General features: G+C 67.8%; 22 protein-coding genes and 1 pseudogene. 8 read left to right on the top strand and 15 right to left on the bottom strand.

Annotated elements, in window-relative coordinates:
- Nucleotides 1-120: 120 nt before the first annotated feature.
- Together ACOQPP_RS09485 and ACOQPP_RS09490 are read right to left on the bottom strand one after the other, a co-directional pair.
- Entirely contained in the window at nt 121-1,188 is a 1,068-nt protein-coding gene (locus ACOQPP_RS09485; protein WP_419165354.1) for an acetamidase/formamidase family protein, read from the bottom strand.
- Entirely contained in the window at nt 1,185-1,655 is a 471-nt protein-coding gene (locus ACOQPP_RS09490) for a DUF4399 domain-containing protein (RefSeq protein WP_419165355.1), read from the bottom strand. The genes ACOQPP_RS09485 and ACOQPP_RS09490 overlap by 4 nt, the downstream gene beginning before the upstream one ends.
- A 128-nt stretch (nt 1,656-1,783) precedes the next feature.
- Here ACOQPP_RS09490 and ACOQPP_RS09495 point away from each other — a divergent pair, with 128 nt between their 5' ends.
- Nucleotides 1,784-2,098, top strand: a complete 315-nt coding sequence (locus ACOQPP_RS09495; RefSeq protein WP_420636383.1) for a hypothetical protein — start codon at nt 1,784-1,786, stop codon at nt 2,096-2,098.
- Nucleotides 2,099-2,181: 83 nt separating this feature from the next.
- Here the strand turns inward: ACOQPP_RS09495 and ACOQPP_RS09500 are convergent, their stop codons facing one another.
- The gene (locus ACOQPP_RS09500) at nt 2,182-2,376 is read right to left on the bottom strand and encodes a DUF378 domain-containing protein (protein ID WP_419165357.1); all 195 of its coding nucleotides are present in this window, start codon (nt 2,374-2,376) and stop codon (nt 2,182-2,184) included.
- A gap of 167 nt (nt 2,377-2,543) precedes the next feature.
- Here ACOQPP_RS09500 and ACOQPP_RS09505 point away from each other — a divergent pair, with 167 nt between their 5' ends.
- Together ACOQPP_RS09505 and ACOQPP_RS09510 are read left to right on the top strand one after the other, a co-directional pair.
- Nucleotides 2,544-2,972, top strand: coding sequence for a cupredoxin domain-containing protein (locus ACOQPP_RS09505; protein ID WP_419165358.1), 429 nt, complete (start codon nt 2,544-2,546; stop codon nt 2,970-2,972).
- 45 nt (nt 2,973-3,017) lie between these two features.
- Nucleotides 3,018-5,438, top strand: a complete 2,421-nt coding sequence (locus tag ACOQPP_RS09510) for a DUF5916 domain-containing protein (protein ID WP_420636384.1) — start codon at nt 3,018-3,020, stop codon at nt 5,436-5,438.
- 61 nt (nt 5,439-5,499) lie between these two features.
- Here the strand turns inward: ACOQPP_RS09510 and ACOQPP_RS09515 are convergent, their stop codons facing one another.
- The 5 genes from ACOQPP_RS09515 to apaG all read right to left on the bottom strand — a co-directional run bounded on the left by ACOQPP_RS09515 (nt 5,500) and on the right by apaG (nt 9,316).
- Nucleotides 5,500-5,940, bottom strand: coding sequence for a type II toxin-antitoxin system VapC family toxin (locus tag ACOQPP_RS09515; protein ID WP_420636385.1), 441 nt, complete (start codon nt 5,938-5,940; stop codon nt 5,500-5,502).
- Entirely contained in the window at nt 5,937-6,179 is a 243-nt protein-coding gene (locus ACOQPP_RS09520) for a FitA-like ribbon-helix-helix domain-containing protein (RefSeq protein WP_419165361.1), read from the bottom strand. The genes ACOQPP_RS09515 and ACOQPP_RS09520 overlap by 4 nt, the downstream gene beginning before the upstream one ends.
- Nucleotides 6,180-6,357: 178 nt before the next feature.
- Nucleotides 6,358-8,085: an IS1634 family transposase gene (locus tag ACOQPP_RS09525; RefSeq protein ID WP_419164016.1), complete on the bottom strand. Its 1,728-nt coding sequence runs from the start codon at nt 8,083-8,085 to the stop codon at nt 6,358-6,360.
- A 149-nt stretch (nt 8,086-8,234) separates the two neighbouring features.
- Nucleotides 8,235-8,867 carry a TenA family protein gene (locus tag ACOQPP_RS09530; RefSeq protein WP_420636386.1) on the bottom strand — a complete coding sequence of 211 codons (633 nt, stop codon included), beginning with the start codon at nt 8,865-8,867 and terminating at the stop codon, nt 8,235-8,237.
- Between the two features lie 17 nt (nt 8,868-8,884).
- Nucleotides 8,885-9,316, bottom strand: a complete 432-nt coding sequence (apaG, locus tag ACOQPP_RS09535) for a Co2+/Mg2+ efflux protein ApaG (protein WP_420636387.1) — start codon at nt 9,314-9,316, stop codon at nt 8,885-8,887.
- A 254-nt stretch (nt 9,317-9,570) separates the two neighbouring features.
- Here apaG and ACOQPP_RS09540 point away from each other — a divergent pair, with 254 nt between their 5' ends.
- Nucleotides 9,571-10,752, top strand: a complete 1,182-nt coding sequence (locus ACOQPP_RS09540) for a pyridoxal phosphate-dependent aminotransferase (protein ID WP_419165363.1) — start codon at nt 9,571-9,573, stop codon at nt 10,750-10,752.
- A gap of 111 nt (nt 10,753-10,863) precedes the next feature.
- Here ACOQPP_RS09540 and ACOQPP_RS09545 read toward each other — a convergent pair whose 3' ends face one another.
- From ACOQPP_RS09545 to ACOQPP_RS09560, 4 genes are read right to left on the bottom strand one after another with little or no spacing between them, the layout of a single operon-like run.
- Nucleotides 10,864-13,308: a choice-of-anchor B family protein gene (locus ACOQPP_RS09545; protein WP_420636388.1), complete on the bottom strand. Its 2,445-nt coding sequence runs from the start codon at nt 13,306-13,308 to the stop codon at nt 10,864-10,866.
- A gap of 26 nt (nt 13,309-13,334) precedes the next feature.
- Complete coding sequence (locus tag ACOQPP_RS09550) at nt 13,335-14,651, bottom strand: acyltransferase family protein (protein WP_420636389.1); 1,317 nt, start codon at nt 14,649-14,651, stop codon at nt 13,335-13,337.
- A 34-nt stretch (nt 14,652-14,685) separates the two neighbouring features.
- Nucleotides 14,686-15,906, bottom strand: a complete 1,221-nt coding sequence (locus ACOQPP_RS09555; protein WP_420636390.1) for a PQQ-binding-like beta-propeller repeat protein — start codon at nt 15,904-15,906, stop codon at nt 14,686-14,688.
- Nucleotides 15,803-16,564 carry a hypothetical protein gene (locus tag ACOQPP_RS09560; protein WP_420636391.1) on the bottom strand — a complete coding sequence of 254 codons (762 nt, stop codon included), beginning with the start codon at nt 16,562-16,564 and terminating at the stop codon, nt 15,803-15,805. The genes ACOQPP_RS09555 and ACOQPP_RS09560 overlap by 104 nt, the downstream gene beginning before the upstream one ends.
- Before the next feature lie 361 nt (nt 16,565-16,925).
- Here ACOQPP_RS09560 and ACOQPP_RS09565 point away from each other — a divergent pair, with 361 nt between their 5' ends.
- The 3 genes from ACOQPP_RS09565 to ACOQPP_RS09575 all read left to right on the top strand — a co-directional run bounded on the left by ACOQPP_RS09565 (nt 16,926) and on the right by ACOQPP_RS09575 (nt 17,855).
- On the top strand, nt 16,926-17,153 hold the full coding sequence (locus tag ACOQPP_RS09565) for a DUF433 domain-containing protein (protein ID WP_419165368.1): 228 nt from the start codon (nt 16,926-16,928) through the stop codon (nt 17,151-17,153).
- Nucleotides 17,150-17,482, top strand: a complete 333-nt coding sequence (locus ACOQPP_RS09570; RefSeq protein WP_419165369.1) for a DUF5615 family PIN-like protein — start codon at nt 17,150-17,152, stop codon at nt 17,480-17,482. Before ACOQPP_RS09565 ends, ACOQPP_RS09570 begins: the two co-directional genes overlap by 4 nt.
- A gap of 79 nt (nt 17,483-17,561) precedes the next feature.
- On the top strand, nt 17,562-17,855 hold the full coding sequence (locus tag ACOQPP_RS09575) for a type II toxin-antitoxin system Phd/YefM family antitoxin (RefSeq protein WP_420636392.1): 294 nt from the start codon (nt 17,562-17,564) through the stop codon (nt 17,853-17,855).
- A 73-nt stretch (nt 17,856-17,928) separates the two neighbouring features.
- Here ACOQPP_RS09575 and ACOQPP_RS09580 read toward each other — a convergent pair whose 3' ends face one another.
- The 3 genes from ACOQPP_RS09580 to ACOQPP_RS09590 all read right to left on the bottom strand — a co-directional run bounded on the left by ACOQPP_RS09580 (nt 17,929) and on the right by ACOQPP_RS09590 (nt 22,055).
- On the bottom strand, nt 17,929-19,068 hold the full coding sequence (locus ACOQPP_RS09580; protein ID WP_420636393.1) for a 6-bladed beta-propeller: 1,140 nt from the start codon (nt 19,066-19,068) through the stop codon (nt 17,929-17,931).
- Nucleotides 19,069-19,356: 288 nt separating this feature from the next.
- A complete protein-coding gene (locus ACOQPP_RS09585) occupies nt 19,357-21,297 on the bottom strand; it encodes a hypothetical protein (protein ID WP_420636394.1) in 1,941 nt (646 codons plus the stop codon).
- Between the two features lie 362 nt (nt 21,298-21,659).
- Nucleotides 21,660-22,055: a hypothetical protein gene (locus tag ACOQPP_RS09590; RefSeq protein ID WP_420636395.1), complete on the bottom strand. Its 396-nt coding sequence runs from the start codon at nt 22,053-22,055 to the stop codon at nt 21,660-21,662.
- A gap of 1,120 nt (nt 22,056-23,175) precedes the next feature.
- Here ACOQPP_RS09590 and ACOQPP_RS09595 point away from each other — a divergent pair.
- A pseudogene (locus tag ACOQPP_RS09595) lies at nt 23,176-26,055 on the top strand (BPTD_3080 family restriction endonuclease); the annotation flags it as partial.
- Nucleotides 26,056-26,179: the final 124 nt, after the last annotated feature.

The raw sequence follows: 26,179 nt of genomic DNA on the forward strand, positions 1-26,179 counted from the left end.
GGCCCCTCGCGATGGCCATCGGACTCTGTACTCCCTTCCAGCGCCGCGTGGTGCCACGGGTCACCAACGTCCTCGTTACGCACAGCTGGCGGCTCCGGCACTACCCGGCCCTACCCGGCCCTAGTTGCCGAACACGTCCTTCGAGATGCGCATGGCGACGAGCATGTTCGGCACGTCGACCACCTCGGAGATCTTCAGGTCCCCCGCCATCGAGGCCAGCGCGTAGGCGTCCGCGCGCGACAGGTCCCGCGAGTTCACGAGATAGTCGATCATCGCTTCCACGGCGTTCCGCGCCGCCTCGTCGATCGTGGGCGCGAACCCGGTCACGGCGTAGAACTCGTCCGTCTCGTAGTGGGGCGACGGGATGGGCCCGGCGCCCTTGATGACCTCGAGTTCATACACGACGCGGAGCGGACCCTCGATCGCTGTCCCGCCCACCTCGCCGTCCCCCTGCGCGATGTGCGGGTCGCCGAGCGAGAAGAGGGCACCCTCGACCAGCACCGGGAAGTACACCGTCGTCCCCTCGACCAAGTCCCGGTCGTCCATGTTGCCGCCGTTCTGGCGGGGAGGGATCGTCACCAGCATCGAGTCGGTGTCCGGCGCGACGCCCATGACGCCGGGGAACGGGCGGAGCGGGATGCGGATGCCCGGCGCGAAGCCCACGCTCGTATCCCCCGGTTCGAACTCGAAGATCCGGAGGTAGGGATCGGGGAAGCGGTCGGCGAGGAACCCGAACCCGGGGACGTTCGCCACCCAGCCCCAGTCGCCGAGTTCGATCTCGTGCAGCGTGACCGCCAGGAGGTCGCCCGGCTCGGCGCCCTCCACGTACACCGGTCCGGTCAGGGGATGGATCGGGTCGAAGCTCAGCGTGGCGAGATCCTCGACCGTGGATTCGCGGGTCAGCTGCTGATCCGACGCTTCCTCGAGCCAAGCCTCGATCACGGCGCCGGACTGTACCGTGCGGATCGGCGGGATCGCGCGGCTCCAGCGGTTGTGCGTCTGGTCGGCGGTCAGCGTGTGCTGCGGCGCCGGGGTCTCCGAACCACTCTCGCCCGCGGCGTCCGCCGTCGCCGGGTCACCCCCGCCGCCCGGTGCGTCGCCGGGGGTGCAGCCTGTCGTGAAGGCGAGCGTCGTGAAGGCGAGCGCGAGGACGGGGATCCCGCCGACCGTCCCGGCCGCCGCCCTCATTGCTGGTTCGCGACGGTGAAGTGGAGCGTGTCGACGATCGGCGGATCGATCGGGATGTGCGCCGGGTTGGCCACGACCGCGATGATTCGATGCTCTCCGGGCGCGAGTCCCTCGAGCATGATCTCGCTGCTCCCGTCCCCCTTGTGGATGATCCGGGGGTCGTTCTGCGGGATCATCTCGTTGAGCGGCGTGAGATCCACATCCACATACAGGTGATGGTGGCCGGTGCCGACGACCGGCGGCGTGATCGAGACGATCTCGACCCCCTCGGTCTCGAGGAGGACCATTACGTCCGGGCCCACCGTCGCACCCTCCTCCGGCTGAACGATCCGTACCGTGGGCATCGGCTCCGGGGCGATCTCGGGTGCGGCGTCCGCCTCGGCCTGCTCTCCACCCCCGCACGCGACGGCGAGGAAGGCGAGGGCGAGAGGGGCGGCGGCAATGCGACTCGGGAGCGGGAAACGCATGGGACCTCCATCGGCGAGCGATCCTTCGGTGCGACACGGCTTCTACGGCAGATTACGCAAACCCGTTGGTCGGCGCGAGATGTGCCGCCGGATACAACGTTTCGACCGGACGGATGTTCTGAAAAAGCGTGAATATCGCGCCGACCCCACCCCCGAGAGCCCCTTTAGCCGGCGACCCCTGGCCGGCGCGCCGCATCCCCGCGCGGACGCTGGCGTTGGGCGCCCTGCTGCTCTCTCCGGACGAGGGCGGCGCACAGGACTCGCGGACGCCGACGTTTCCGGAAATGCCGCCCTCCGGCGCGGCGTGCGTGGTTCCGGACTCGATCGGCGAAGGGCTCCGGCGCATCTCCCGGCGCGTGGGTGGCGAGGTGGGCGTCTCCGCGCTTCACGTGGAATCGGGAGCGCGAGTGTCGTTCAACGGCGACCGCCGCTTCCCCGGCTAGAGTACCGGGACCGCGGGGCCGCGGTCGCCGTCGCGAGGCGCTTCGGCTCCGCGTGCGTCGTCTGACGGCGCCGGGTCAGGGGGTCAGGCGTCGCTTCCGCCGCCGTTCGCGCAGATCCGGTACACCGCCGCCCAGCCCACCGCGAGGTACACGATGCGGGCGAGGGGTCCGAGCGTCGCGGCCACCAGATTGAAACCGAAGAGGCCGATCAGCCCCCAGTTCAGGGCGCCAACCAGCAGCAGCGCATTGGCCCACATGCTCCACTTCTTGCCGTTCATCGTCTTCCTCCCGAAATCTCTCTCTCGGAATGTCCATCCGCCGGTATTGTACCGGCGGCGATCACATGGAACCTTCTTCTCGAACGGGACATAGTACGGACGACCCGCGTCCGGGTTTCGGGCGGCCCCGGCGGGGGCCCAATCAGGCAACGGGAGGAGTGTGATGCATGAGACGTCGTGAGTTCCTGACCGCCGTGCCCGCCTTGCTGGCCCTGGCATCCTGCGGCGACAGCGGCGGACCGGCCGCGGCGCCTCCTCCGCCGCCGCCGCCTCCTCCTCCATCGCCCACCGATGTGCCGGGCGCCAACGTGACGGTCCTGATCGAAGACAACGCCTTCGTCGACCCGGACGGGCGCCGCAACGCCGACGCCGAAGTCACGATCCGCAGCGGCGAGACCGTTGGCTGGCGGCACGTGGGCGCCAATCCGCACACCGTGACCTCGACCAGCGTGCCGTCCGGCGCGCGGGCCTTCGACAGCCCGACGATGAGCAGCGACGACACGTTCACGGTGACGCCGACGACGGCGGGCACCTACACGTACCACTGCGCCACCCACCCCGGCATCATGTTGGACGCCCGCGTGATCGTGACCTAGCAGTCCGGATTCGGCAGCCCGGATTCAACTCTCCCTGAGCGCCGGTTGTCTGTATTTCTGGCGTCGCCCGCGTCGGGCGCCCGTCCATCGCCGGCCCGGAGAGAGGACTCGGCCATCACGCTGATATCTGTGGGATGTCTGCGTCCCCACCGGCTCGTCCGCGTCGCCGGTGCTCTCGCGCTCCTTCTTCTGTCCGGGTCCCCGGAGAGTGCGCGGGCCCAGGAGGGTACCGGCCCGCCCATCCGGGCGATGCTCCTGGCGGAAGACGAGCGCATCGACCTCGACGGCCGCGTGGAGGAGTCCGCCTGGGAGCGGGCCACGGCGATCCGCGACTTCACCCAGCAGGAGCCCGTCGAGGGCGGCCCCCCGTCGCGGGAGACCGAGGTCCGGGTAGCCTACGACCGGAACAACCTCTACATCGCGGCGATCCTGTTCGACGATCCCGACCGGATCCTCGCGCGGCAGCGGGCGCGCGACGCCTTCCTGTTCACGGACGACCGTTTCGCCTGGGTGCTCGACACGTTCCGCGACGGCCGCACCGGCTACTACTTCGAGACGAACGCGGCCGGCGTGCTCAGCGACGGCCTCGTATCGGGTGGGGGCAGGGGCGGCGGAGGCGGGGGCGGCGGTTTCGGCGGCTTCAACCGCTCCTGGGACGGGATCTGGGACGTAAGGACCGCCCGCCGGGACGACGGCTGGTCGGCGGAGATCCGGATCCCCTTTCGGACGCTGAACTTCAACCCGGAAGACAGCAGCTGGGGGATCAACTTCCAGCGCTCCATCCGGCGCAACAACGAGGAAGTCCTGTGGCGCGGCTACCGCCGGAATGAAGGCCTCAACCGTCTCGTGTTCGCCGGAGAGCTGGCGGGACTCGAGGGCCTGTCCCAGGGGATCGGCCTCGAAGCGGTGGCCTCCGGGATCGGCAGCTGGCGCCATACCCCCGGCGACGCCGACCCCACCACCTTCCCGCGCGACCTCAGCCTGGACCTCAACTACAGCGTGACACCCAGCCTGCGCGCCTCCTTCAGCGTGAACACGGACTTCGCCGAGGTCGAGAGCGACCAGAGGCGGGTCAACCTGACGCGGTTCCCGCTCCGTTTCCCCGAGCGACGGGACTTCTTCCTCGAAGGGTCCAGCGTGTTCACGTTCGCGCCGCGGAGCGGTCCGCAGCCCTTCTTCTCGCGACGCATCGGAATCGAGGGCGGCCAGCAGGTTCCCATCGACTACGGACTGCGCCTCACCGGCCAGTTCGCCGGCGTCGACCTCGGCTTCTACCGGATGGGTACGGGCACTCACTCCTACCTCTCCGAGACTGAACTCGAGGATCCGGCCTCGCCGCGGCCGGAGGATTTCCTTCGGTTCGAGCGCGAGTCCTTCACGGTGGCCCGGGCCCGGGTCCCGCTCCTCGAGCAGTCCTCGATCGGAGCGATCTACAGCCAGCGCACGACCGCCGCCGATTCGCTGGGCTTCGCGCCCGTGGACCGGCACACGCTCGGCGCGGACCTCGACTACCGGACCCGGAGTTTCCTGGGGCGGAACAACTTCGAGGTCGAGGCCTTCGTCGTCTGGAACTCGAACCCCGACCCGACGACGACCCGGTCGTTTCAGGATCTCTCCGCCTGGGGCGGCCGGATCAATTTCCCGAACGACATCTGGTCGGGACACGTCTCCTACCGCGAGTTCGGCGACGACTACAGTCCCGCCGTGGGGTTCGTGCAGCGGAACGATTTCCGCCGGGTAGAGCCCCGGATCGGCTGGTCTCCGCGGCCCGCCATCGACTGGATCCGGCAACTGCAGTTCTCCGTCCAGCTCCGAAACCTGTGGGAACTCGGGACCGGGATCCTCGAAGAGCAGGAAATCCAGCTCAACGCGCTGGACATCGACTTCGAGAGCGGCGACAACCTCAGCCTCGAGGCGGTGCGGACGTACGAGTTTCTCGACAGGAGCTTCGAGATCAGCGACGGCATCGACATCGCCGCCGGTGATTACACGAACTGGGAGTACCGTTTCCGCGGGCGCACGACGAGCCGCCGCCCCGTGTCGGTGCGCGGCGGTGTGAACTACGGCGGGTTCTGGAGCGGGGAGCGCGCGCGGGTCGACGTGAACGCGAACTTCCGGCCGAACCCCGGCATCAACTTCGAGACCGGCTTCGAGCGCAACGCGGTCGCCCTGCCTGAAGGGACCTTCGTCACCAACCTCTACCGCCTCGAGGGAAACTGGGACCCGACGCCGTGGATCGGCTTCACGAACCAGTTCCAGTACGACGATGTGAGCCGCGTGCTGGGCCTGTTCATGCGGTTTCGCTGGATCCTCAAGCCCGGCAACGATCTCTTCCTCGTCTATACGCACAACTGGCGGAATCTCGAGTCGGGGCTGCTCGACCGGCCGACCGACCCGGAGTGGCTGCAGCTGCAGACGCTTTCACGCGGGGGCGCCGTGAAGCTGAACTACACCTACCGCTTCTGACGGCGGCGCTCCCGGCGGCGGCCGCTTCCGGCATCTTGGTACGCCGGTTTGGTCGGGGCGCTCAAGTCGCTGCCCAGGGATCCACGATTTCGATACCCATGCCCTCGAAATCACGAACGTTGCGCGTCGCCACCGTCATGCGGCGAGATGCCGCGATCGCCGCGATCTGGCAGTCCGCCGGCGAAACAGGACGCCCGGAGGAGCGGCGCTTGGCCGCAATGTGGCCGTACGCGCGAGCGGCATCGCTGTCGAAGGGGAGCACCCGGTCCTCGAAAGCGTCCCGGAGCATGGCCTCGATCTCGAACAACAGCGTGTCGCGGCGGCGGCCCAGCGGGAGGATCGCCACGCCGTAGCGCAACTCCGCCTCGCTCACCGCCGAAAAGAACAAGTCCTCCACGAGATGGCCCGAGGCCCAAGCCGCGACGGCGGGCTCGGGCAACCTGCGGATCAGTTCGGAGACGACGTTCGTGTCGAGCAGCGTGGCCATGGCCCGCGAACTCACTCGAAGGAAGGCGGCTCGCGCCCTGACTCCCGCGGCGGCAACTCCAGGTCCACTCCGTTCGCCGGCCCGAAGTGGGAGCGGATGATGCTCGTGAGATCTCGGGACCTCCCCGCGCGCCCCACGGCCTTGCGAAGGATCTGCCTCACTTCCTCCTCCATCGAATGGCCGTTGCCCGCCGCCCGCACTCGCAGGCGGGTTCGAATATCGTCGTCGAGGTTGCGGATCGTGATGTTCGCCATGCGTCATGCCTCCTGGTTGCGACAAGAGTAATGACTTGCTAGCGTTGCTAGCAAGCCGAGGAATGAGCGGCGAGAACCTTCGGGCCTCTAACCCGAACTTCCGCAGCCCGGAACGCGGCAAGTTGTTGCGACGTGGTCACATGACTCGATTTCGGGGGTGGGTGCTACTGGGTACGGGTCACGGTTTGACGCCGAGGAGCCGGAAGGCCTCGGCCTGAAGGGGGGTGGGACGGGCGAGGATGTCGGCGGCCGGGGCTCCGGGCGCGACGGGTCGGACGCGGTTTTTGGTGAGGGTGGCGAGGTCGGCCAGGAGTGTCCGGAAGCTGTGGACGGGCAGCCCCTCGGGAGTGCGCTTGCGGGCGGCCTTGGCGCGCGCGGCGGGCGAGGGTCTCGCGGGCGCGACGGGCGAGGCGCGTTGGGCCTCGGCGGCGTCGGGGTCGTCGTCGTCGAAGAGCAGCGGGGCGAGGGCGCGTCTCATGTGCCACTCGACGTAATAGGCGAGCATGCAGAGGAAGACGTGGGCCCGCACGCGCCCCTCGAGGCGGTGGTGGACGGGACGGACCTTGAGGTCGACGCTCTTGAAGCTTCGGAAGGCGCGCTCCACGCGGCTGAGGCTCTTGTAGGAGCGGACCACGTCCCCGGCCGGCAGTTCGTCGGCGGGCACGTTGGTGCGGATGACGTAGATGCCGTCCAGGGCCGCCTCGGCGGCGATGCGCTCCTCGTTGCGCGCGTACGCGAAGCGGCCGTCCCCGGCGACCTCGGTGTCGAAGTGCTTGCCGACCTTGCGGGATCGCAGGGCGCGGTCGGCGCGCACGGCGATCTTCTCGGGGTCGGTGAGCGGGCTCCGCTCGCGCCGCGTGGCCGCGGCGACCTTCTCCAGCTCGCGTTCGGTGGCCTCGAGGAGTTCCTCGCGCTTGCGGGCGCGCTCGGCGGCCAGGAGCGGGTTGCGGCACGCGACCAGCCGCTCCCCGGGATAGTCGGGCGACTCGATCTCGGCGAGGTTCCGCTCGTCGAAGAGCGACAGCTGGAGGTCGCCGCCGCCGGCGAGCTTGCGGATCGCGTCGGCGCGCAGGGCGGTGATCCACCCCAGCCCCGCGGGCCGCAGCTCCTCCCGGATGCGGGCGCCGGTGATGAGCCCCCGGTCGCCGACCAAGACGATCCGGGACAGGGAGAAGCGCTCGCGCAGCTTCGCCACCTGCGCGCCGACGACACCCGGATCGGCGGTGTTGCCCTCGAACACCTCGACGGCCACCGGACACCCCTCTCCGTCGCACAGCAGCGCGAACACGATCTGGAGCTTGCCGCGTTTGCCGTCGCGGGAGTAGCCCCGCCTGGCGAGCGGACACTTGCGGCCCTCGAAGTAGGTCGAGGTCACGTCGCACAGCACCAGCGAGCCGTCCGCCAGGCGTCTCCCCGCCAGATGCCGCTCGATGCGGTCCCGGCGCCTCAGCAGCCAGTCCATGGCCCGGTACAGCTCGTCCGCGTCCGCGTCCCCGACGCCGAGCTCCCCGCCCAGCGTGTGGCTCATGGTCTCCCCGCCAAGCGAGCGCGCGGTGGCCAGCTTCGAGCGGGGGTCGAGGACGCGGGCGACGATCATGGCGACGGCGAGCGCCCGCTCCCGGGACGGACGGCGGTCCAGCAGCTTCTCGAGCCCCAGGGCGCGAAGGGTGCCCAGGACGGCGGCGACGTGGCCGTGGGGCCGGGAGCGAAGGATCTCGAACGCGTCGTCCATCGAGGGAAGCGCGACGCCCCCCTTCAGGAGGATGCGGAGCCCCTCGACGAGTTCGTCGGGCCACTTCGAGAGGTTGGCCAGCGTGCGCTTCCTGACCTTGCCGCCCTCGCGGTAGGACTCGCGCAGAAGGACGGCGGGCGGGGAGTTCCGGTTGGGGACGCGCTCGACGTACATGGACATAAACATAACGCATACAACACATCGTGGCAACGCTATGCATCTTACGCTACATGGGTACCGAGAACCGCGCATGAAGCCGCGTATGCGGTTCCCCGTTAACGAGTTACGGCCTGCAGCGGCCCCGATTCACGCGGAAGTTCGGTCTAACCGTCGGCGAAGGCCTCGAAGAAGGCGAGTTCGTGGCGCATCGCCTCGGCGTAGGCGGCCTCGGCCGGCGCGGGGATGTCGGCGGCCAGTTCGTCCAGCAGTCCCTCGAGTTCCGCGGCGAGGACCTCGAACTCGTCGGAAGCGTAGGTCTCGATCCACTCCCGGTACGGATTCCCCTCGTGGTCGCCCCGCGAGAGGCGCCGCCCGAGCCAGGCGTACAGCCGCATGCAGGGGGTCATGGCGGCGAGGATCTCGCCCACCCCCGCATGCCACGCCGTCCTCGCGAGGAAGTCCGTGTAGCCCTTCGCGGCGGCGTTCGGCGTCACGTCCTCGAGGTCGATCTCCAGACGCTCGGCGTACGCGCGGTGAAGCTCGAGTTCATCGAGCACGCCCTGCATGAGGGCGTGCAGGCGGCGGGCGACCTCGATGCGTTCGGAGGCGCGGGCGGCGGCCAGCGCATAAGCGCTGAAGAAGGCGCGCAGGAAGAAGGCGTCCTGTGCCACGTAGCGCCTGAACGCCTCGGGGGCGAGCGTCCCATCGGCGAGGCCGCGCACGAATCGGGAGCGGAGGCAGGCCTCGGCGAGGCCGGCGTTCCGGGCCCAGAGCGCCCGGTGCATCGGTTCTGCCATGCGCCTCGGCGCCCTCGCTAGCTGAACAGGGTGCCCACGGCCTCGGGGGGCGCGTGGAAGTGGAAGCGCGGGATCGGGGCGCGAAACTCGGACCCGTCGCGCCGCCGGAAGTGGTAGAACCCCTCCATGTGACCCGTCGGGCCGCGCAGGACGCAGAAGCTGTGGTACCGGTGCGAGTCGCCCGGCCCAAGCACCGGGGACTCGCCGACGACGCCTTCCCCCTCGACTTCGTGGTCACCCGCGACGAGGTCGTGGATCAGCCAGTGACGCCAGAACAGTTGCGCGGTATCGCCGCCCACGTTCTCGATCGTGACGTGGTACACGAAGACGTACTGCCAGACGCGGGGATCGGAGTGCTCGCTCGCGTAAACCGGCTCTACCGCAATTGCCATCGCGTCCGGTTCGATCGGCGGACCGCCCGCGTCGGGCTTTGTGTGATTGGAGGACATGCCGTCTTTCCGGTGAAGTGGGGCAACCGCCATGGCGGAGGAGGTGTAAACCTAGGAATCACAAGACGCTTCGGGCCACCCCGACGACGCGGGGTTCGCCGCTCCGCCGGGTGCCGGGCCCGGCACCGGACGCAGGGCCGATGCGCGGCCGCCGTTGCGTCCACCCCGTCCCGTGTCCCACAGTATGCATGGCGCGGTTCGTCCGGGTCGCGCACACGCTCGGTGACACGCAGGGACACGAAACGGAGGCAGCGATGAAACCAGAGTCTACCGTATCACGCCGACACTTCATGGGCGGCACCGCCGCGGCGCTGGGCGTCCTCGGCCTGAGCCCGCGAACGGCGCTGGGGAGCGGGCTGCGGCCTCCCCCGAAGGGTCTGGCCCCGCTCGATCCCTACGACGACCTCGCCAAGCTCTCCTCCAACGAGAACCCGTACGGGCCCTCGGAGAAGATGATGGAGGCGATGCAGGGGGCCTGGAAGTACTCGAACCGGTACGGCTACCCCGATGGCGACATCCTCGAGAAGATCGCGGAGCACCACGGGGTCCCGACCGATCACGTCATGATCAACGCCGGCTCCGGCGAGACGCTGCGCGTGGCGGGCCTCGCGTTCCTGCGCCACGAGGAGAAGGTCGTCGGCGTGTCCCCGACCTATCTCACGGTCTACCGGGTCGCCTCCGGGATCGACGCGGACGTGATCGAGCGCCCGCTCCTGCCCGACTACACCCAGGACATCGACGACCTCATCAAGGTCACGAACCGCAACTATCGCGACGTGGGGATGGTGTATATCTGCAACCCCAACAACCCCACCGGCGTCATCGTGCCCGCGGACGACATCCGCCGGCTGCTGGACGGAATTCCGGAGGACATCCCGGTCCTCATCGACGAGGCGTACCACCACTTCATCGAGGATCCCGCATACGCCACGGCCATCCCCTACATCAAGGAAGGCCGCAAGGTGCTGGTGACGCGCACCTTCTCGAAGATCTACGGGATGGCGGGCATGCGCCTCGGCTACGGGGTCGCCCCGCCCGACATGATCGACCAGATGCGCAACTACGCGACGGGCAGCGTGAACGCACTCGTGAAGTGGGGCGGCGTCGCGGCGCTCGAGGACAAGGAGTCGGAAGCCTGGGTCAAGGAGACCTCGAACACGCTTCGGAACCAGACCACGGACGCCCTCAAGGCGCAGGGGTTCGACATACTCCCGTCGGAGACGAACTTCTTCATGGTCCACACCGGGCGTCCGTCGTCGGAGGTCAGGGCCGCGTTCCGCGAGCACGACGTCGCCGTGGGCCGCGACTTTCCGCCCATGCTCGACTGGCTGCGGGTCTCGGTAGGGACGGAAGACGAGATGAAGCGCTTCATGACGGCGTGGAACCAAATCTTCCCCGACGGCATGACCGCAGCGGACAGCAACAGCCGCTCGTAGCGTTCAGCATTGGGAGCCGCCGGCCGGCGTCGAGCCGGCCGGAAGCCGTAGCGACTCGGGGGGCGCGACCGAAGGGTCGCCCCCCCGTCTGCCGTTCCCCCTGAAGTTTCGCTAGGGGACGAGGACGCGCTCCCGCTTTCTGAGCAGGAAGAGGCCCTCGTTCCAGCTCGAGATCGCGATCACGCCGCTCTCGAAGTACGGGTAGTTGCTCCAGGTACCGCCGAAGGCGGTCGCGTCATCGTCCGTGGGGACGGTGTCGAAGAAGGCCACCTCGACGGGATTCTCCGGGTCGCCGACGTCGAGGATGCGAAGTCCGCCCAGCAGGTTCGACTGGTAGAGGAAGTCGCCGCGCACGTACTGGTTGTGGTCGATCGAGCGCGTCTCCGCAAAGTACTCCGTCGCCAGCACCGGATCGTCGAGTTCCACCACGTCCCACACGAGCGTCCGCGTGTTCGGAACCGTGCCCGACTCCTCGTCCAGTTCGTCGCCGAGGAAGAAGTAGCGGTGGTCCTCCGTGAGCCACCCCTGGTGGGCGGCCACCGCGCCGGGGTAGCCGGCGTTCGCCAGCGCGACGGGATTCTCCTTGTCGGTGATGTCGGAGATCCCGAGCGCGTCGATGGAGGCGTGGAAGCAGATCTCCCGTCCGACGTATTCCTCGTCGGGTCCCTCGTAGATCACGCACTGGGCGTCGTGCGTGTATCCGGCGCCCAGGGTGCCGCCGATGTTCGGGTCGGCGAAGCAGCCGGCGAAGCGGGGATTCCCGGGATCGCGGATGTCGATCATGTGGAGCCCGCCGCCGCACGCCTCGCCGCCGCCGCTGCTCCCGACGGCGTGCGCAAATCCCGTCTCCTCGTTGATCACGATGTTGTGCGAGCTGAACACGCCGTCGTAGACCGCCGTCTCCTCGAATATCGCCGGGGGATCGCGAACGTCCCTGAGCTGCGTGAGGTCGAAGATCTGGACGCCGTGCGCGTCGGCGTTGTCCGCCACGATGAAGGCGTGGTCGGCGTAGGTCTTGATGTCGCGCCACAGGTTCTCCACGCCCCCCTGGGTGAGCGGGAGTTCGCCCACGTAGACCGGCGCGTTGGGGTCGGTGATGTCGACGAAGGAGGTGCCGTTGGACTTCCCGAGGAGGACGTATTCGCGTCCCGTCTGCGGGTCGGTCCAGCCCCAGATGTCGTTCGCGATCGACGTGGGGCCGGCGCCGAGTTCGGCGAGCGGTAGGAAGGCCACGAGATCCACGTCCGTGCAGGCGTAGTCGAGGGCGGTTCCCTCCTCGCAACTCACGGTCTCGCCCGACACGGCGGTCATGCTCGGTCGCTCCGGATCGCGCAGCGTGGACGACATCTCCCAGTCGGCGGCCGGGGAGGAACGCTCGAACACCGCGGCCGCACCGAGCCGGAGGTCCGCCTGTCCCGCCCCGATGACGGCGAGGTCGCCAGCCACGGCAAGGCTGGAGCCGAACGACGCGCCCGGACCGAAGGGCGGCTCGTCGAAGGTCTGGACGAGTTGAAACGACGCGGCATCGAAGGCGTAGGCGGCTCCGGCGGCCGAGGCCGTGCGAGGCGCACCGACCCACAGTGTCCCGTCGGCCACGGTTAGCGCGGCCCCGAAGCCCGCGGCCTCCGATCCCGCCGGGGGGGTCAGAACTCGGGCCGGGGACGACGTGCCATCGGGGTCGAACACGGCCACCGCGCCACCGCCGGCGCGACCAGACGCGCCCACGAAGAGCGTCGTCCCGTCGAACGCGAGCGAGGCACCCAGCCGATCGCCCGGGAGGCCGTCGTCCAACGTGAAGGGTCCGGTATGCCGCCAGTCGTCGCCCGCCTCTTCGTAGAGATGGACGGCGCCCCGGTTTTCGTTCGTACCGGGGGCCCCCACGAACAGCCTGCCCTCGGCGGCGGCCAGAGCGGCACCGAATCTGTCGGAACCTTCCGCTTCAGGAGCTGTCGACACGCCCCGAAACAGCCGCGCTTCGGCCCGCACCGTCGAAGAGATATGGACGCCGCCGGGCTGCGGCGGCGCGGGCTGACCGAAGCGCGTCAGGTCGCCCAGTCCGCCGGGAGCGCCGATAAAGACGGTTTCGCCGGCGATCGCGATCGCGCTTCCAGCACCCGCACGTTGTCCCTCCGCGATGAAGAACCTGCTTCGCTCGACCCAGGAGTCGGAATAACGTTGGAAGAAGTGGGCTGCGCCCTGCATGCCGATCGCGCCAGGCGCCCCGATGACCAACCAGTCGCCGGACCAGGCGATGCTGGCCCCGAACTGGTCACCCACTTCGCTGACCATCGGCCTCAGGACGTTCGCGATGCTCCAGTCCCCCGCTTCGTCGCGGCGGTAGACGTACACACCGCCCGGCTCGGGGTAGGTGGCGAGCCGGAGTTCGGCGCCGGTGCGCGACACGAGAACGTCCTCGCCGACGAGGGCGATCGAAGCCGCGAAGCCCGAGGCCGGAAGTGCCGCCGCGCCCGCTGCCGGCGGCAACGTCTGCGCCGGGACAACCTGGGGTGCGGCAAGCAAACCGCAGATCAAGAGCGGGAGCCTTCTCTTACGCATCGTTACCTCCAAGGAATGATCGGCGATCAACCGGCGCGGGCGCCCGCCAGCGGGTTCACGCCGGCCAGCGCCGCCCCGGCGAAGGGGAGCGCCAGCACCCACAGTCTGAGGCCGAGCGGCCCGGCGCCCTCCGCCGCGATGCCGCCGAGGGCGAGTAGCGCCAGCCCGGCGCACGCCACGACCGCGCCGCCCGCGAGGAGCCAGCCCGGACGGGACCGTCCCGCGCTCCCGCTGCGCTCCAGGCGCCCGAAGGCGAGCACGCACGGGATCAGTGCCAGCGCGTACACGGCGAGCCACAGCGGCCGGACGGTCCACCAGCCTCCGGTGGCGGGGTCGACGCCGAGACCCACGTCCCCCAGCAGCAACGCGACCCCGATGACCAGCGTCGCCGCCGTGAGGTGCCACAGGAAGATCGTCATGATCATCCCGTTGACGAGCACGGTCGCCGTCCACGGCACGGCCCGGTCGAGCCAGCGCCGCATCGGACCCTCGATCGAGAGCAGGAGTCCGGTGTGCACGAGCGCCAGCGCCAACATGGGCAGCTTCGGCGGCAGCGAGTTGCTGATCTCGTCGCCGGGGACGCTCACCATGCTGACCGGATACGGGCCGAGCGTCACCATCGCCACCAGCGCCGCGCCTCCGAGGGCGGCCCACGCCGCACCCCTGCGCAGGCCCGCCGTGTACCCGTCGCGCCACGCGTAGCCCAGTTGATGGACGGCGACCCAGATGAAGGCGTAGTTGGCCCAGCCCACAACGGTGAGGTCGGCGGCCAGGAAGAGGACGTCATCGATGATCGCCGCGGCGACGAGCGCCCAGAACGACCACAGCCCAAAGCGCCGCCAGGCCGCGTACGTCAGAGGCACGACGAGCACGACCATGATGTAGACGGCGAGGAACCACGTCGGGATCAGCGCCATCCGCGACAGCCCGCCCACGAGCCCCGCGTCGACACCGCCCAGTCCCATGCCGGCGCCGAGCAGCACCCACACAGCGAGCAGCGCGAGCACCGGACCGAGCAGGCGCCGGAGCCGCGCCTCCAGCCACTCCGCGTAACTCTTCCCTTTCTGGCTGGCCGACTGCCACGACACGCCGTTCGAGTAGCCGCCGACGAGGAAGAAGACCGGCATCACCTGAAAGACCCACGTGAGCCAGCGCGTCCACGGCTGGTACTCGAGCGCGTTCGAGAGCGTGATTTCCGCACCGCCCGTATACGGCGCCGCCTGTATCCAGTGGCCGAGCACCACGGCCCCGATCGAGAGGGCGCGCAGGAAGTCCACGTAGCGGTTGCGCGAGGCCGGCGTCTGCGCCGCCACCGCCGCCGCCCGCGACCACAGGCCGGTCACGGCACGCACACCCCGGCGCGGCCCACGACTCGGCTCACGGCAGACCCAGCGCGACGTACTCGGCGGGATGCTCGCTGCCCCCGACCGCGACCACGATGTACTGCTTCCCCTCGTGCAGGTACGTCATGGGCCCGCCCGTCGTCCCCGACGGGAGTTCCGTCTCCCACACCACCTCGCCCGTCGCCTTGTCGTAGGCGCGGAAGGTCGTCCCCCAGTGCGTGCCCGGCGTCCCGATCACGGCGTCGCTCCCTTCACCGATGAAGAGCAGCGACCCCGTGACGAGCGGCGCCGGCCGGTTCGCGTTCCCGAGCGGGGGAAGATCCAGACCCTCCAAGAGCGGATGGTCGTTGGGACCGTCACCGTTGGCCGCCATCCAGAGGTGCTCGCCCCGGTTCATGTCGATCGCCGTGATCCGCCCCCACGGAGGCTTCACCAGCGGCAGGCCCTCGATCTCGGCCCTCGGCCACCCTCCCTGCGTCCCGTACTCCATCTCATCGGGTTCCGAGATCTCGGACAGACTCCAGACGTTCGGCAGCGTATGGGACACCGCGTAGTAGACGCCCGACTCGGGGTCGAAGGCGCCGGTGTTCCAGTTCCCCGCCCCCCACGCGCCCGGGATGACGTAGGTCCCGATCTTCCCGTCCATCGTCCCCTTCTGGACCGGAGGCGTGAACAGCGGCCCCATGACCAGCGAGTCCGCCAGCGCGAGCGCCCGCTCGCGGATCTCCGGCGTGAAATCGATGAGGTCTTCCGGCGTGACTCCCTGGCGGTCGAACGCGGGCGGCCGGGCCGGAATCGGCTGCGTCGGCGAGGTGGCCTCACCGGGCACGGTCGACTGCGGCACCTCCATCTCCTCGATCGGCCACACCGGCTCCCCCGTCCGGCGGTCGAAGGTGTAGAGGAAAGCCGTCTTGCTCGCCTGCATCACCGCGTCGATCGGGCGCCCGTCTACGTGGATCCGGCCCAGCACGGGCGGACCCACCGTGTCGTACTCCCAGATGTCGTGGTGCACCATCTGGTAGTGCCACACGCGCTCGCCCGTCGCCGCGTCCAGCGCCACCAGACTGTTCGAGAACAGGTTGTCGCCGGGCCGGTGTCCCCCGTAGTAGGCGGAGGTCGGCGCCGAGAGCGGCACGTAGACGTAGCCGAGATCATCGTCCGCGCTGAGACAGCACCACGAGCCGAGGTCGCCGGATTCCGCGAGCGACCCGTCGCCCCAGGTGTCCGCCCCGAACTCCCCCTCTTCCGGAATCACGTGGAAGGTCCAGACGAGCCGGCCGGTCCTGGCGTCGAACCCGCGCACGTCCTCCCGAACGCTCCCCCGCCACTCCGTCCCCCCGTCCCCCGCCCCGTCCACGGTCCCCGCCACGACGATGACGTCCCCGACCACGATCGGGCCCGGAACTCCAGCCGAACCGCCCCCCGGCCGGAAGCTGCAGGTCCACCCGTCCTCCGTCTCCGAACGACGCGATGGGTTCCCCGGTCCGCGCATCGAGCGCGTACATCGAGGGCCCGCGCACCGAGATGATCCGCCCGGCGGATTCACCGTCTCCGCCATCGGCGCCACCGTCCCCGCCGCCCGGGCCGGAGCCGCCCCAGTAGACGACGCCGCGGAAGCTCCGTCCGCGCGCGTCCTCCTCCGACTCCGGCCGCTGGATCCAGCGCGTCTCGCCCGTCCCGGGATCGAAGGCCTCCACGAGACCGATGGCATTGGGCGCGTACAGCGTCCCGTCGACGAGGACGGGCGTCCCGCGCAGGTAGCTGTTGACGTTCAGGTCCGGGAACTCGGCCGTCAGCGCCGCGTCGACGGCCGGCCGCCGCCACAGGATCTGCACCGCATCGACGTTCTCGCGGTCGATCTGCGTGAGGGGGAATACCGGTTGAAGGAGTTCTGCCCCCCGTAGTACGTCCACTCATCGCTCGGCGGCGGCAGCCAGTCGGAGCCCCCGTCATCGCCGACGCAAGCCACGAGCGCGAACGCCGCAGCCAACCCCACGAACGCCAACGGCCGGAAGGCGACGTTCCTCACATGAAGCGCGCTTGCCGGGTCGTCTGGCCGTCGCCGTGCGTTCATGGACTCCTCCGTATTCCGCGCGCCCCGATCCCCGGCCCTCACTCGCTCCTGTGCGTACGTGTCTTTCAAGATTGTCCCGGAACTCGCCCGGCGGGAGGGGTCGCGTGAGCACGACGCACAATGCCCCCGTAGTCTTCACGTGAGGAAGCGGCCATCGTCGAAGTTTGACCTCCCATCCGTCCTCCGGGTATTCTTGGGGCATGGACCCCTTGGATCGCATCACGCTCGAACCGGGCAAGAGAGGCGGGAAGCCGTGCATTCGGGGACTCCGGATCACGGTGCACGATGTTCTTGAATACCTGGCCTCCGGGATGACGGAAGCGGAGATCCTGGCGGATTTTCCGGACTTGGAACCCGAAGACATCCGGGCAGCGCTGGCGTTCGCGGCGGCGCGTGAGCGCAGTTTCGTGTCGATCCCGCCCGGGTGAAGCTCCTCTTCGACGAGAACATCTCTCCGCGTCTCGTCGCCGCCCTCTCGGACGTGTTTCCCGGGTCCGTCCACGTTCGCGATGTCGGTTTGGCCCGAGCGACCGACGCCGCGATCTGGGCTTACGCCCGGGACCGAGGTCTCACGATTCTCTCGAAGGACTCGGACTTCCACCAGGTGAGCTTCCTGCGGGGTCCGCCTCCAAAGGTCATCTGGATTCGCCGGGGCAACTGCTCCACGGTGGACATCGAGGCATTGCTGCGATCCAACCGAACCGAGATCCTCGCCTTCGGGGCCGATGAGGAAGCAGCGTTCCTGGCGCTTTCCTAGCAGCACAGGAGGAACCGGGCGGGCACGGCGCCCGACACTCCCGTAGTCTTCCCTTGAATGCTGCGGATGCCACCATGAAATGATGAGGTCGGACCAGATGAGGGAGATCAGCTATTCCAAGGCACGCCGTAACCTCGCGGCGTTGATGGACGAGGTCGTCGACGATTGCGAGCCGATTCTGATACGTCGGCGCGGCAAGGAACCGGTCGCCCTGGTCGCGGCCGACGAACTCACGTCATGGATGGAGACGGCCTACGTTCTCCGCTCCCCGGCGAACGCCCGGCACCTTCGCGAGTCCATCGCCTCCGTTGAACATGGTGAGGGCGAAGTCATCGATGTCGACGAACTCGCCAAGCGACTCGGCCTGGAGTGATGGCCGGCTGAACGACGTTCCCGCGGGAACGCTCACACTCGTGAAAGAAGGAGAGTCTGCGACCGGTCAGGGCTTACCATCGCGAGATGCGGTATCGGTAGAGACCGGGTGTCCCGAACTCGCCTTCTCGAACACCCCACACGTATTCCCTGCCAACGTAGCGTAAGCTCAAGTCTTCCGGCGCACCCACCTTGGCCAGTTCCTGCGTCATTGGATCGAAGACTCGCCATCTCATTCCATCAGAGTCCTGCTGCGCGACCCACGTCGTTCCGTCTGCAGCCATCAGGACCCCTCCGCCCGACCAGTTGCGGGCGTCGGATCTGACGCCTGGAAGGTACTCGGGCGTGTACAAGGCGTCCGCAATCGTTCTTCTCACGGACTCTGCATCTCCCCTGGACCTTGCGGCGAATCCTTCGCTCACTCCATCAAGAAACGACTTGATTTCGCTCTTCCGCAGGTCGGCCGCGACAAACTCAACCGATCTGGCACCCTTTGTCCTGCCATCCGTATCGAACCACTGGAGCAGGTAGCGCCCTGCCCGGCGCTCCGTCCCACGACCCCTGACGACGACGAACCCATCACCGTTCGGTGAGACCGCCAACAGGTCAATCGTTGACCACGGTTGCGGCGTCGCGGCGACGATCCCGCCGGGCAGCTCGAATTGGAGCCACAGGGTTGAGGCATCCAGTGCGACAACGTCGACGACCCCGCCGGTCTCCGCCAAGAGCAGCGCGAGCTCTCGCTCGAACCGCCCCTCGGGTTCCGCTTCGGCCACTTGGGTGCTCCCCGCCGATTCCAGCAACAGGAACCGTTCACCATCCAGGAGCGCGATCGGCATCATCCCCAGATCCCGCGCCGATGAGGCGTCGGGAACGCGCCTTGCACCGACGATACGCCCTGCCAGGTGGAAGTAGTGTACGAGCCGCTGTGCGCTGTCTATCGCCCATAGGGTGTCGTTCCGGATGCCGATCGATGGTGTTGTCCTGAATTCACCGGGCCCGTCACCCTCCCGGCCGACTGTTCCTCTGTAATCTCCATCTGGTCCCAAGAGGTGGACTGCCACGTCGCCTGTCCCCGTGACGAACACGGATCGGTCCGGTCCGATGGCCACCGAGAGAATCCTGCCGAACGGCAACGAGTCCGATCCCGACAATCGCATCTCATCGACCAGACTCCAGGACTCAACCTGCCCGTTCAGTGCCTTGGCTGGCATGCCCCACATCAGACTCAGGAAGCTGCTCAGGACCCCAAGGCGAGTCCATCGTCCCCTCCGAAACGTCGGCCGAGTCACGGTCTCACCCTCCTGCGGATCGGGTATCATGCCATCGGATGTCCGTGGCGCTCCGCTGCCGTCGCGGGTTGCCTACGGGCCGTGCGGGCATCGTGGCGACAAGCGCTGCGATGTAACCGGCTACCGCTATCAACTAAATATATAGTAGAACATCCGACCGCGCGAACCTGAGCAGAATCGAGATCCCGAGTGAAGGCTGATGACCGGCCTCTAGAACCAGGCGTCCCCGCGGAAGTGCAGCTTCAGGACGGGATCGGCGCCGTCCCTTCCGTTCGACCCCAGGCCCCGGGCCACATCCACCCGCAGGATGCCGTCCATGAAGACGAGTCCCGCGCCCACGGCGTAGAAGTCCTCGCCTCCGGCGGACGCCCAGTCGCCGAACACGGAGAGGCGGAGGAAGCGGATCGGTCGCTGCAGATCGATTCTGGCCATGTGGACTCGCGCCCCCCGGACCGATTCCGCGTGGCCCCGGAGCCAGCGCCCGCTCGCACCGATGCGCCACAGGTCGTGCGGGGCCGGATCCCCCCAGACCCGGGCCGTTCCGGCCTGCAGCCCGAGGAACAGCCGGGAAAACAGGGGGATCACCAGCGTTCCCTCGACCACGGCCCGCACGTGGGGATTGTCTCCCGCCGATGCACGGACGCTCGCTCGACCGCCCCCGCCGAACGATCCAGGCTTCAGGGTGCCCCACCAGGGCGCCCATGCGACGGCGGCCCCGGCCCGGTTCCGTTTGGCGTCGCTCGGGATGGCGGCGTCCTGCTCGGCGAACAGGCGGAGAGAGAGCCAACTCCTTTCGCCGAGGGGTGGCAGGAATCGAACCGCGGCGCCGTGCGACCAATGGAAGTCCTCTGTGTCCCCGGTCACGTAGATGCCGGGCGTGCTGCCGCCTTCGCCCGGCTCGCCGTCCCGCAACGACCGGTAGAAGGAGACGAGCATCGTGTGACCGGGATGGTTGCGCTGCAGGGTAAGGTCGATGTCCGGCGCCACGCGCGCAGTCCCGACCCTCGCCGTCAACGCGGCGCGCCCCCATCCAAGGTCACGTTGCAGGCGGGTTCCCAGGGACACGCGTTCCACGGGATTGTAGCGCAGCAGCCTCAGCGTCTTGCCGGGGGCGTCGAAGAGCCAGGGGCTCGGGGCCTCGGCCCGGTCGCCTCCTTCGCCCGTACCGATACCCGCGAGTTCCGCCGCGATCCGCTCGATGATAGCGTCGTCGACTCCGCCCTCCTCCTCCCACACGGTCGGGGGCAGCAGGTCGCTCGCGACCAGGGCCTGCCGGTCCGCAGGCGTGATCGTGACCGTCTCGCCGGGTTCCGCCTCCGCCAGCGCCCCGCTGATGATGTCCCCTTCCTGGCGCCAGAGCCGAAGCGCCGCTGCGGCCGTGGCCGGCGTCCCCGCAGTGGCCTCCGCGCCGCGTTCACGGATGTCCTCGATTTCAAGGGTCCAGTCGATCATCGCCGGAACGGCGAGAGGCGCGAGGCCGGCGGCGGTGACACCCTCCATCGCGCTCATGTCCCCCCTCCATGTCACGCTGCGGGGCAACCAGTGGCGCATCTCCCAGAGTTCGTACTCCGCGACCACCGTCGAGATGTCCAGCCGAAGGCGTGGAAACACGCTGTTGAACGCTCCGTTGACGAGCCGGTCGAAGAAGCCGGGCCGATCGGGAGTTGAATCGGGTGCGGGTGCCCTGTCGGCGGGATCAGGGGGACTGATGTCGATATGCAGTCCCGGACTCCAGCGCCCGCCGCTCTGGAGCCGCCAGGTCATCTCACGGTCGACCGGTTTGGCCAGTCGGTAGGCGACGCGCGCGAGCCCGAAAGACTCCGCGTCGATCCACATGATCGCGGAGACGAGGCGGATGCTGGAGTAGCGAGGGATCACCGTGACGGCGACCGCCCGCAGGGTGCTCCCGTTGCTCAACCGAACGGCGATCGTGTCCCCGGAACGGAACTGGTAGTAGCGCTCGGAAACCGGCCCCAGTGGGCTGCGAGTGGTGATCTCGGCCTCCGTGGACGGCGCGAAGACCGTGAAGCCGAACGTGAAGGGGTCGCCCAGCGGGTCGGCCGCGAATCGTTCCGTCCGCAGCCCGGTGAAGAACTCCGAATCTTCGGGATCGACGAGTGCAACCCGGAACCGTGCCGCGCGAACATGCACGACGGCGGGCTCGTCACGTGACACCGCACGCGGGCCGTGCGTTCGCCGTGTACCCAGGGCCGATTGCGCCGCGGTGAGGGCCACTCGAAACCCAGCCGCTCGCGGATCAGCGCCGTGTAGGTGTCGATGGTCAGGCGCGCGGTGTCGCGGGCGGCCTTCAGCCCGAGCACGAGTCGGCGTGCGGTGTCGTCCAGGTAGGCGTCCCCATCAAGATCGGGACGAAGGGTGCCCGTGGGGACGGAGTTGCGTGTTTGAGCGGCGACCGTTCCTTGCACCGTAGCGGCCAGCAGGATGGCCAAGGTGGCAGCGACCCTCAATGGCGGGCTCGGCCACTCTCGTTCACGCATCAGGGGCCCTGTGGTTCAGAGCTTCCCGCATTGGTCCAGCAAGTGCTCGGCGTCGGAGATCGTTTCACGGGCTGGCGCGCTGTCTCGATGCTCCCCGACCTTCGCGACCTTCACCTGGATCACGTTGTCCAAGCTGTCGTCCACTGTACCCGTGCTGATGTAGTTCACGACCAGCACATCGGTGATCAGATGACCAGTCGGGAACGCTTCGCGCGTACGCATGCGTTCCGCTCTCACGAACCCGAGTGAACGATCACCGGCGGTGATCATGTATCCGAGACGCTGCACCGTCACGCGAACGCAGTCGAGCCCACCAGCTTGCACACTTGCCGGACGTGTCATGATAAGGGGTTGTACTGCACAGGCCATCGTTGCCGTCACGGCCATGAACAGCGCGGCAAAGCGTCTCATCGATGCCCTCCAGGAGTCAGGAGCCCGGTTTTCTCCGAAGCCGGAGGCCTGTCCGTCATGCGGATGACGCGAGAAAGTCCTGCACGGTCACATCCTTGGGAGCATTGAAGACGTCGGCCGTGCGCGAATTCGATCCGCTTCCCGCGGACCGTGGCCGTTGCCGTTGCCGGCCAGATCATCTGGATGCCGGAGTCCCTGTCGCGTCGGCTAGATGATCGACCAGCCGTTATACTCTGAGGAGTTCATCGGCTAGTTCGGCGTTGGTGAAGGTATGGTGCACGACATCTCCCGAAGGCAAGGTATTGAATCGGTCGATATAGCCGGTGCGAGCAAGGTCGGTGGTCCACCGCTCGCCCTCACGCGCGTCCCAAAAATGAAGGGCACGATAGTCCGAGGGCGTGAGAGGAGCGTCGGGCGTGCCGACGTAGATCAAGAGAAACGGGCCGACCAGGTGGGGTTGTGAACTGTCTCCATCCCGATGGAAGCAGACTGCGATCTCCCTGTCTTCGGAACACAGGCTGAAACCTCGTGCGGGCACCCTAGCGGGACATTCAACTTCCTCAAGCCGAACGGCGTCAGATCTGATCCGTCTGCGAGTCTCCTCGACGAGAGCCTCAAAGCACTTGGTTGCCAGTTCCCTGTCCATGGTCTCGGGTCTCCTCCGGTTAGCGAACGCCGCGTGGTGTTTGAACCGTCACGGGTCGGCGCGGCAGCACGACGTTGATGAACAAGGTATCACTACGGAGCAGCACATTCGCCTGCGGATCAGGAAAACCGTGGACGTGGATCCGCATGCTGTCGATTCGAGACGGACTGCAGTCTGGATCCCTCGGGTGGCAGGAACTCGTTCGGCTCTCGGTCAAAGCTGCCGGGTGGCGATGAAGGGGCGGGCGCGGCTTCGGGGGAAGATGTTGCAGTGCGCGGGTGCGGAGTGCGAACCTTCGTCCGCCACCGCGACTGATCGGAGTTAGTTTACGAGGTATTCGGCGAAACCACGGATGACGAACGGCGGACCGAGGAAAATCGGGTGACCGACTCGAAGAACGGGAGCGACCGGAGAAGAGACGACGATGCCGGGGCGGACGACGCCTCCTCGGTAGAGCGGTTCTTCGAGCGGCCGATCCTTAACTCGCCGTACGAATACCCCTCGCAGCACTGGGAGTTGGACGCGGCCGGACAGCCCACGCACAAGATACTCGGATACCGGCGGCCCGCTTCGTTCATCTCGCCGATTCCCAAGCCGAAGCAGCGAAAGGCGAAGAAGGGTCCGAAGGTCGAACAGGTCGGGATGGTGCTCGACGAGGGCAAGGGGCTCTCGACGGAGGAGCAGCAATACCTGGCCGCGATCATCAACCGCGTGCGCGAGCGGGTGGACGAGTGGCGCCTCATCCCGGATTCCGCGAAGTGGCGCGTGACCCCCGAGACGGCGCGCCTCCTCAAGCACTGGCGGTCGCACCGGTTCTCCAGCATCCGGCCCTTCTTCTGCCAGGTCGAAGCGGTGGAGACCGCCATCTGGCTCACGGAGGTCGCGACCCACTCGAAGGCCGGCCGAGATCTGCTGAAGCACATGGAGGATGTGAGCGAGGGTGCCAACCCCGGTCTCTCGCGGCTGGCGCTCAAGATGGCGACGGGCACCGGCAAGACCACCGTCATGGCCATGCTCATCGCGTGGCAGACGATCAACGCGGTGCGCCGGCCCCGGAGCCAGCGGTTCACGAAGGGCTTCCTCGTCGTGACGCCGGGTATCACGATTCGGGACCGGCTACGGGTGCTTCAGCCGAACGATCCCGACAGCTACTACAAGGATCGCGAGCTGGTCCCCGGGGACATGCTGCCCGACCTGGGGCAGGCGAGGATCGTCATCAGCAACTACCACGCCTTCAAGCACCGCGAGCGCGTGAAGCTCGCCAAGGGCAGCCGGGCCCTACTCCAGGGGCGAGGCCCCGCGCCGGACACCACGGAGAGCACCGGCCAGATGCTGCGGCGGGTCATGCCCGAACTCATAGGCATGAAGCGGATCATGGTGCTGAACGACGAGGCGCACCATTGCTACCGGGAGAACCCTGGCGAGGACGACGAGGGATCGCTCAAGGGCGACGACCGAAAGGAGGCCAAGGAGAACGCGGAGGCGGCGCGGCTCTGGATCTCCGGCCTCGAATCCGTGCAGAGGAAGCTCGGCATCAACCGGGTGATCGACCTCTCGGCCACACCGTTCTTCCTGCGCGGGTCCGGCTACGCCGAGGGTACCCTGTTTCCGTGGACGATGAGCGACTTCTCGCTCATGGATGCGATCGAGTGCGGGATCGTGAAGCTGCCCCGGGTTCCGGTGGCGGACAACATCCCCGGCGCCGAGATGCCCCGGTTCCGCAACCTGTGGAAGCACATTCGTCCCAAGATGCCGAAGAAGGGCCGAGGCAAGGCCGGGACGCTGGATCCGCTGAGTCTTCCGCTCGATCTGAAGTCGGCGCTCGATGCCCTCTACGGACATTACGCGAGAACGTTCGAGGAATGGGAGAAGGCGGGCATCAGCGTGCCGCCGTGCTTCATCATCGTGTGCAACAACACCTCCACGTCGAAGCTCGTCTACGACTATGTCTCCGGTTTCGAGCGCGCGGCGGAGAATGGCGGACGGGGTGTGGAAAACGGACGGCTGGCCCTGTTCCGGAACTTTGACGAAAACCACGAGCGGATTCCGCGGCCCCGCACCCTCCTCATCGACAGCCGCCAGCTCGAATCCGGGGACGCCCTCGATCGGAAGTTCCGCAAGATGGCGGCCGCCGAGATCGACCGCTTTCGGCGCGAGAGGATCGCCCGCACGGGCGATCGGCACGCGGGCGAGAACATCACGGACCAGGATCTACTCCGCGAGGTGATGAACACCGTCGGGAAACGCGACCGGCTCGGTGGTTCGATCCGCTGCGTCGTCTCCGTCTCGATGCTGACGGAGGGCTGGGACGCGAACACGGTGACGCACGTGCTCGGGGTGCGGGCGTTCGGCACCCAGCTCTTGTGCGAGCAGGCGGTGGGTCGCGCGCTACGCCGACAATCCTACGATTTGAACGAGGATGGCCGGTTCGACGTTGAGTACGCCGACGTGCTCGGGATCCCGTTCGACTTCACCGCCAAGCCCGTCGTCGTGCGCCCGACGCCGCCCAAGGAGACGATCACGGTGCGCGCGATGCGGCCGGAGCGCGACAAGCTTGAGATCCGCTTCCCGCGCGTCATCGGATACCGGGTGGAACTACCGGAGGAGCGGCTGACAGCGAACTTCAACGAGGACTCCCGCCTCGAGCTGACGCCAGACCTCGTGGGACCGTCGCTCACGAAGAACGAAGGAATCGTGGGCGAGGGCGTCGACCTCACCATTGAACACCTCAACGGGCGTTTGAACACCGTCAACTATCACCTCACGAAGCACCTTCTCTACACGAAATGGCGGGATGCTTGGGCGGCTCCCCCGCTTCACCTGTTCGGGCAGGTCAAGCAGATCTCACGGCGGTGGCTCGATTCGTGCCTCGTATGCAAGGGCGGAACGCATCCCGGCCAGCTTCTGTACCGCGAACTCGCGGACATCGCGTGCGACCGCATCACGGCAGCGATTCTGCGATCGGAGGGAGGGCGGCATGTGAGAGCCCTGCTCGACCCCTACAATCCGGAGGGCTCCACCGCACACGTCCGCTTCGAGACGACGAAGACGCACCGCCACGAGACGGACCCGCGCCGCTGCCATGTCAACTGGGCCATCCTCGACAGCTCGTGGGAGGGAGAGTTCTGCCGGGTAGTAGAGGCGCATTCGCAGGTTCTCTCCTACGTGAAGAACCACAACCTTGGACTCGAGGTGCCGTACCGTCACAAGTCGGAGCACCGAACCTACATACCCGATTTCATCGTGTTGATCGACGATGGACGGGGCGCGAACGATCCGCTACGCCTCGTCGTCGAGATCAAGGGTTTCCGAAAGGAAGACGCGAAGGACAAGAAGGTGACGATGGAGAACTACTGAGGTGGTCTTACTTCGTTGGACAGTCCGAGGGCAAAGTTAAGGTGGATTCCGAGTGGTTGTGAGAGCCCTCGGGAGCCTTCTCCGTGTGTTCTCTCGGGGTGGATGCTCCACCCATGGGTCC

The sequence above is a fragment of the Candidatus Palauibacter sp. genome, assembly GCF_965222475.1.
Taxonomy (GTDB): Bacteria; Gemmatimonadota; Gemmatimonadetes; order Palauibacterales; family Palauibacteraceae; genus Palauibacter.

Excerpts from the sequence above, each read along its gene's own strand:
- ACOQPP_RS09485 (WP_419165354.1), bottom strand. The coding sequence starts at position 1,188 with ATGAGGGCGGCGGCCGGGACGGTCGGCGGGATCCCCGTCCTCGCGCTC.
- ACOQPP_RS09490 (WP_419165355.1), bottom strand. The coding sequence starts at position 1,655 with ATGCGTTTCCCGCTCCCGAGTCGCATTGCCGCCGCCCCTCTCGCCCTC.
- ACOQPP_RS09500 (WP_419165357.1), bottom strand. The coding sequence starts at position 2,376 with ATGAACGGCAAGAAGTGGAGCATGTGGGCCAATGCGCTGCTGCTGGTT.
- ACOQPP_RS09505 (WP_419165358.1), top strand. The coding sequence starts at position 2,544 with ATGAGACGTCGTGAGTTCCTGACCGCCGTGCCCGCCTTGCTGGCCCTG.
- ACOQPP_RS09520 (WP_419165361.1), bottom strand. The coding sequence starts at position 6,179 with ATGGCGAACATCACGATCCGCAACCTCGACGACGATATTCGAACCCGC.
- ACOQPP_RS09525 (WP_419164016.1), bottom strand. The coding sequence starts at position 8,085 with ATGTACGTCGAGCGCGTCCCCAACCGGAACTCCCCGCCCGCCGTCCTT.
- ACOQPP_RS09530 (WP_420636386.1), bottom strand. The coding sequence starts at position 8,867 with ATGGCAGAACCGATGCACCGGGCGCTCTGGGCCCGGAACGCCGGCCTC.
- apaG (WP_420636387.1), bottom strand. The coding sequence starts at position 9,316 with ATGTCCTCCAATCACACAAAGCCCGACGCGGGCGGTCCGCCGATCGAA.
- ACOQPP_RS09540 (WP_419165363.1), top strand. The coding sequence starts at position 9,571 with ATGAAACCAGAGTCTACCGTATCACGCCGACACTTCATGGGCGGCACC.
- ACOQPP_RS09545 (WP_420636388.1), bottom strand. The coding sequence starts at position 13,308 with ATGCGTAAGAGAAGGCTCCCGCTCTTGATCTGCGGTTTGCTTGCCGCA.
- ACOQPP_RS09565 (WP_419165368.1), top strand. The coding sequence starts at position 16,926 with ATGGACCCCTTGGATCGCATCACGCTCGAACCGGGCAAGAGAGGCGGG.
- ACOQPP_RS09575 (WP_420636392.1), top strand. The coding sequence starts at position 17,562 with ATGATGAGGTCGGACCAGATGAGGGAGATCAGCTATTCCAAGGCACGC.
- ACOQPP_RS09580 (WP_420636393.1), bottom strand. The coding sequence starts at position 19,068 with ATGCCAGCCAAGGCACTGAACGGGCAGGTTGAGTCCTGGAGTCTGGTC.
- ACOQPP_RS09590 (WP_420636395.1), bottom strand. The coding sequence starts at position 22,055 with ATGAGACGCTTTGCCGCGCTGTTCATGGCCGTGACGGCAACGATGGCC.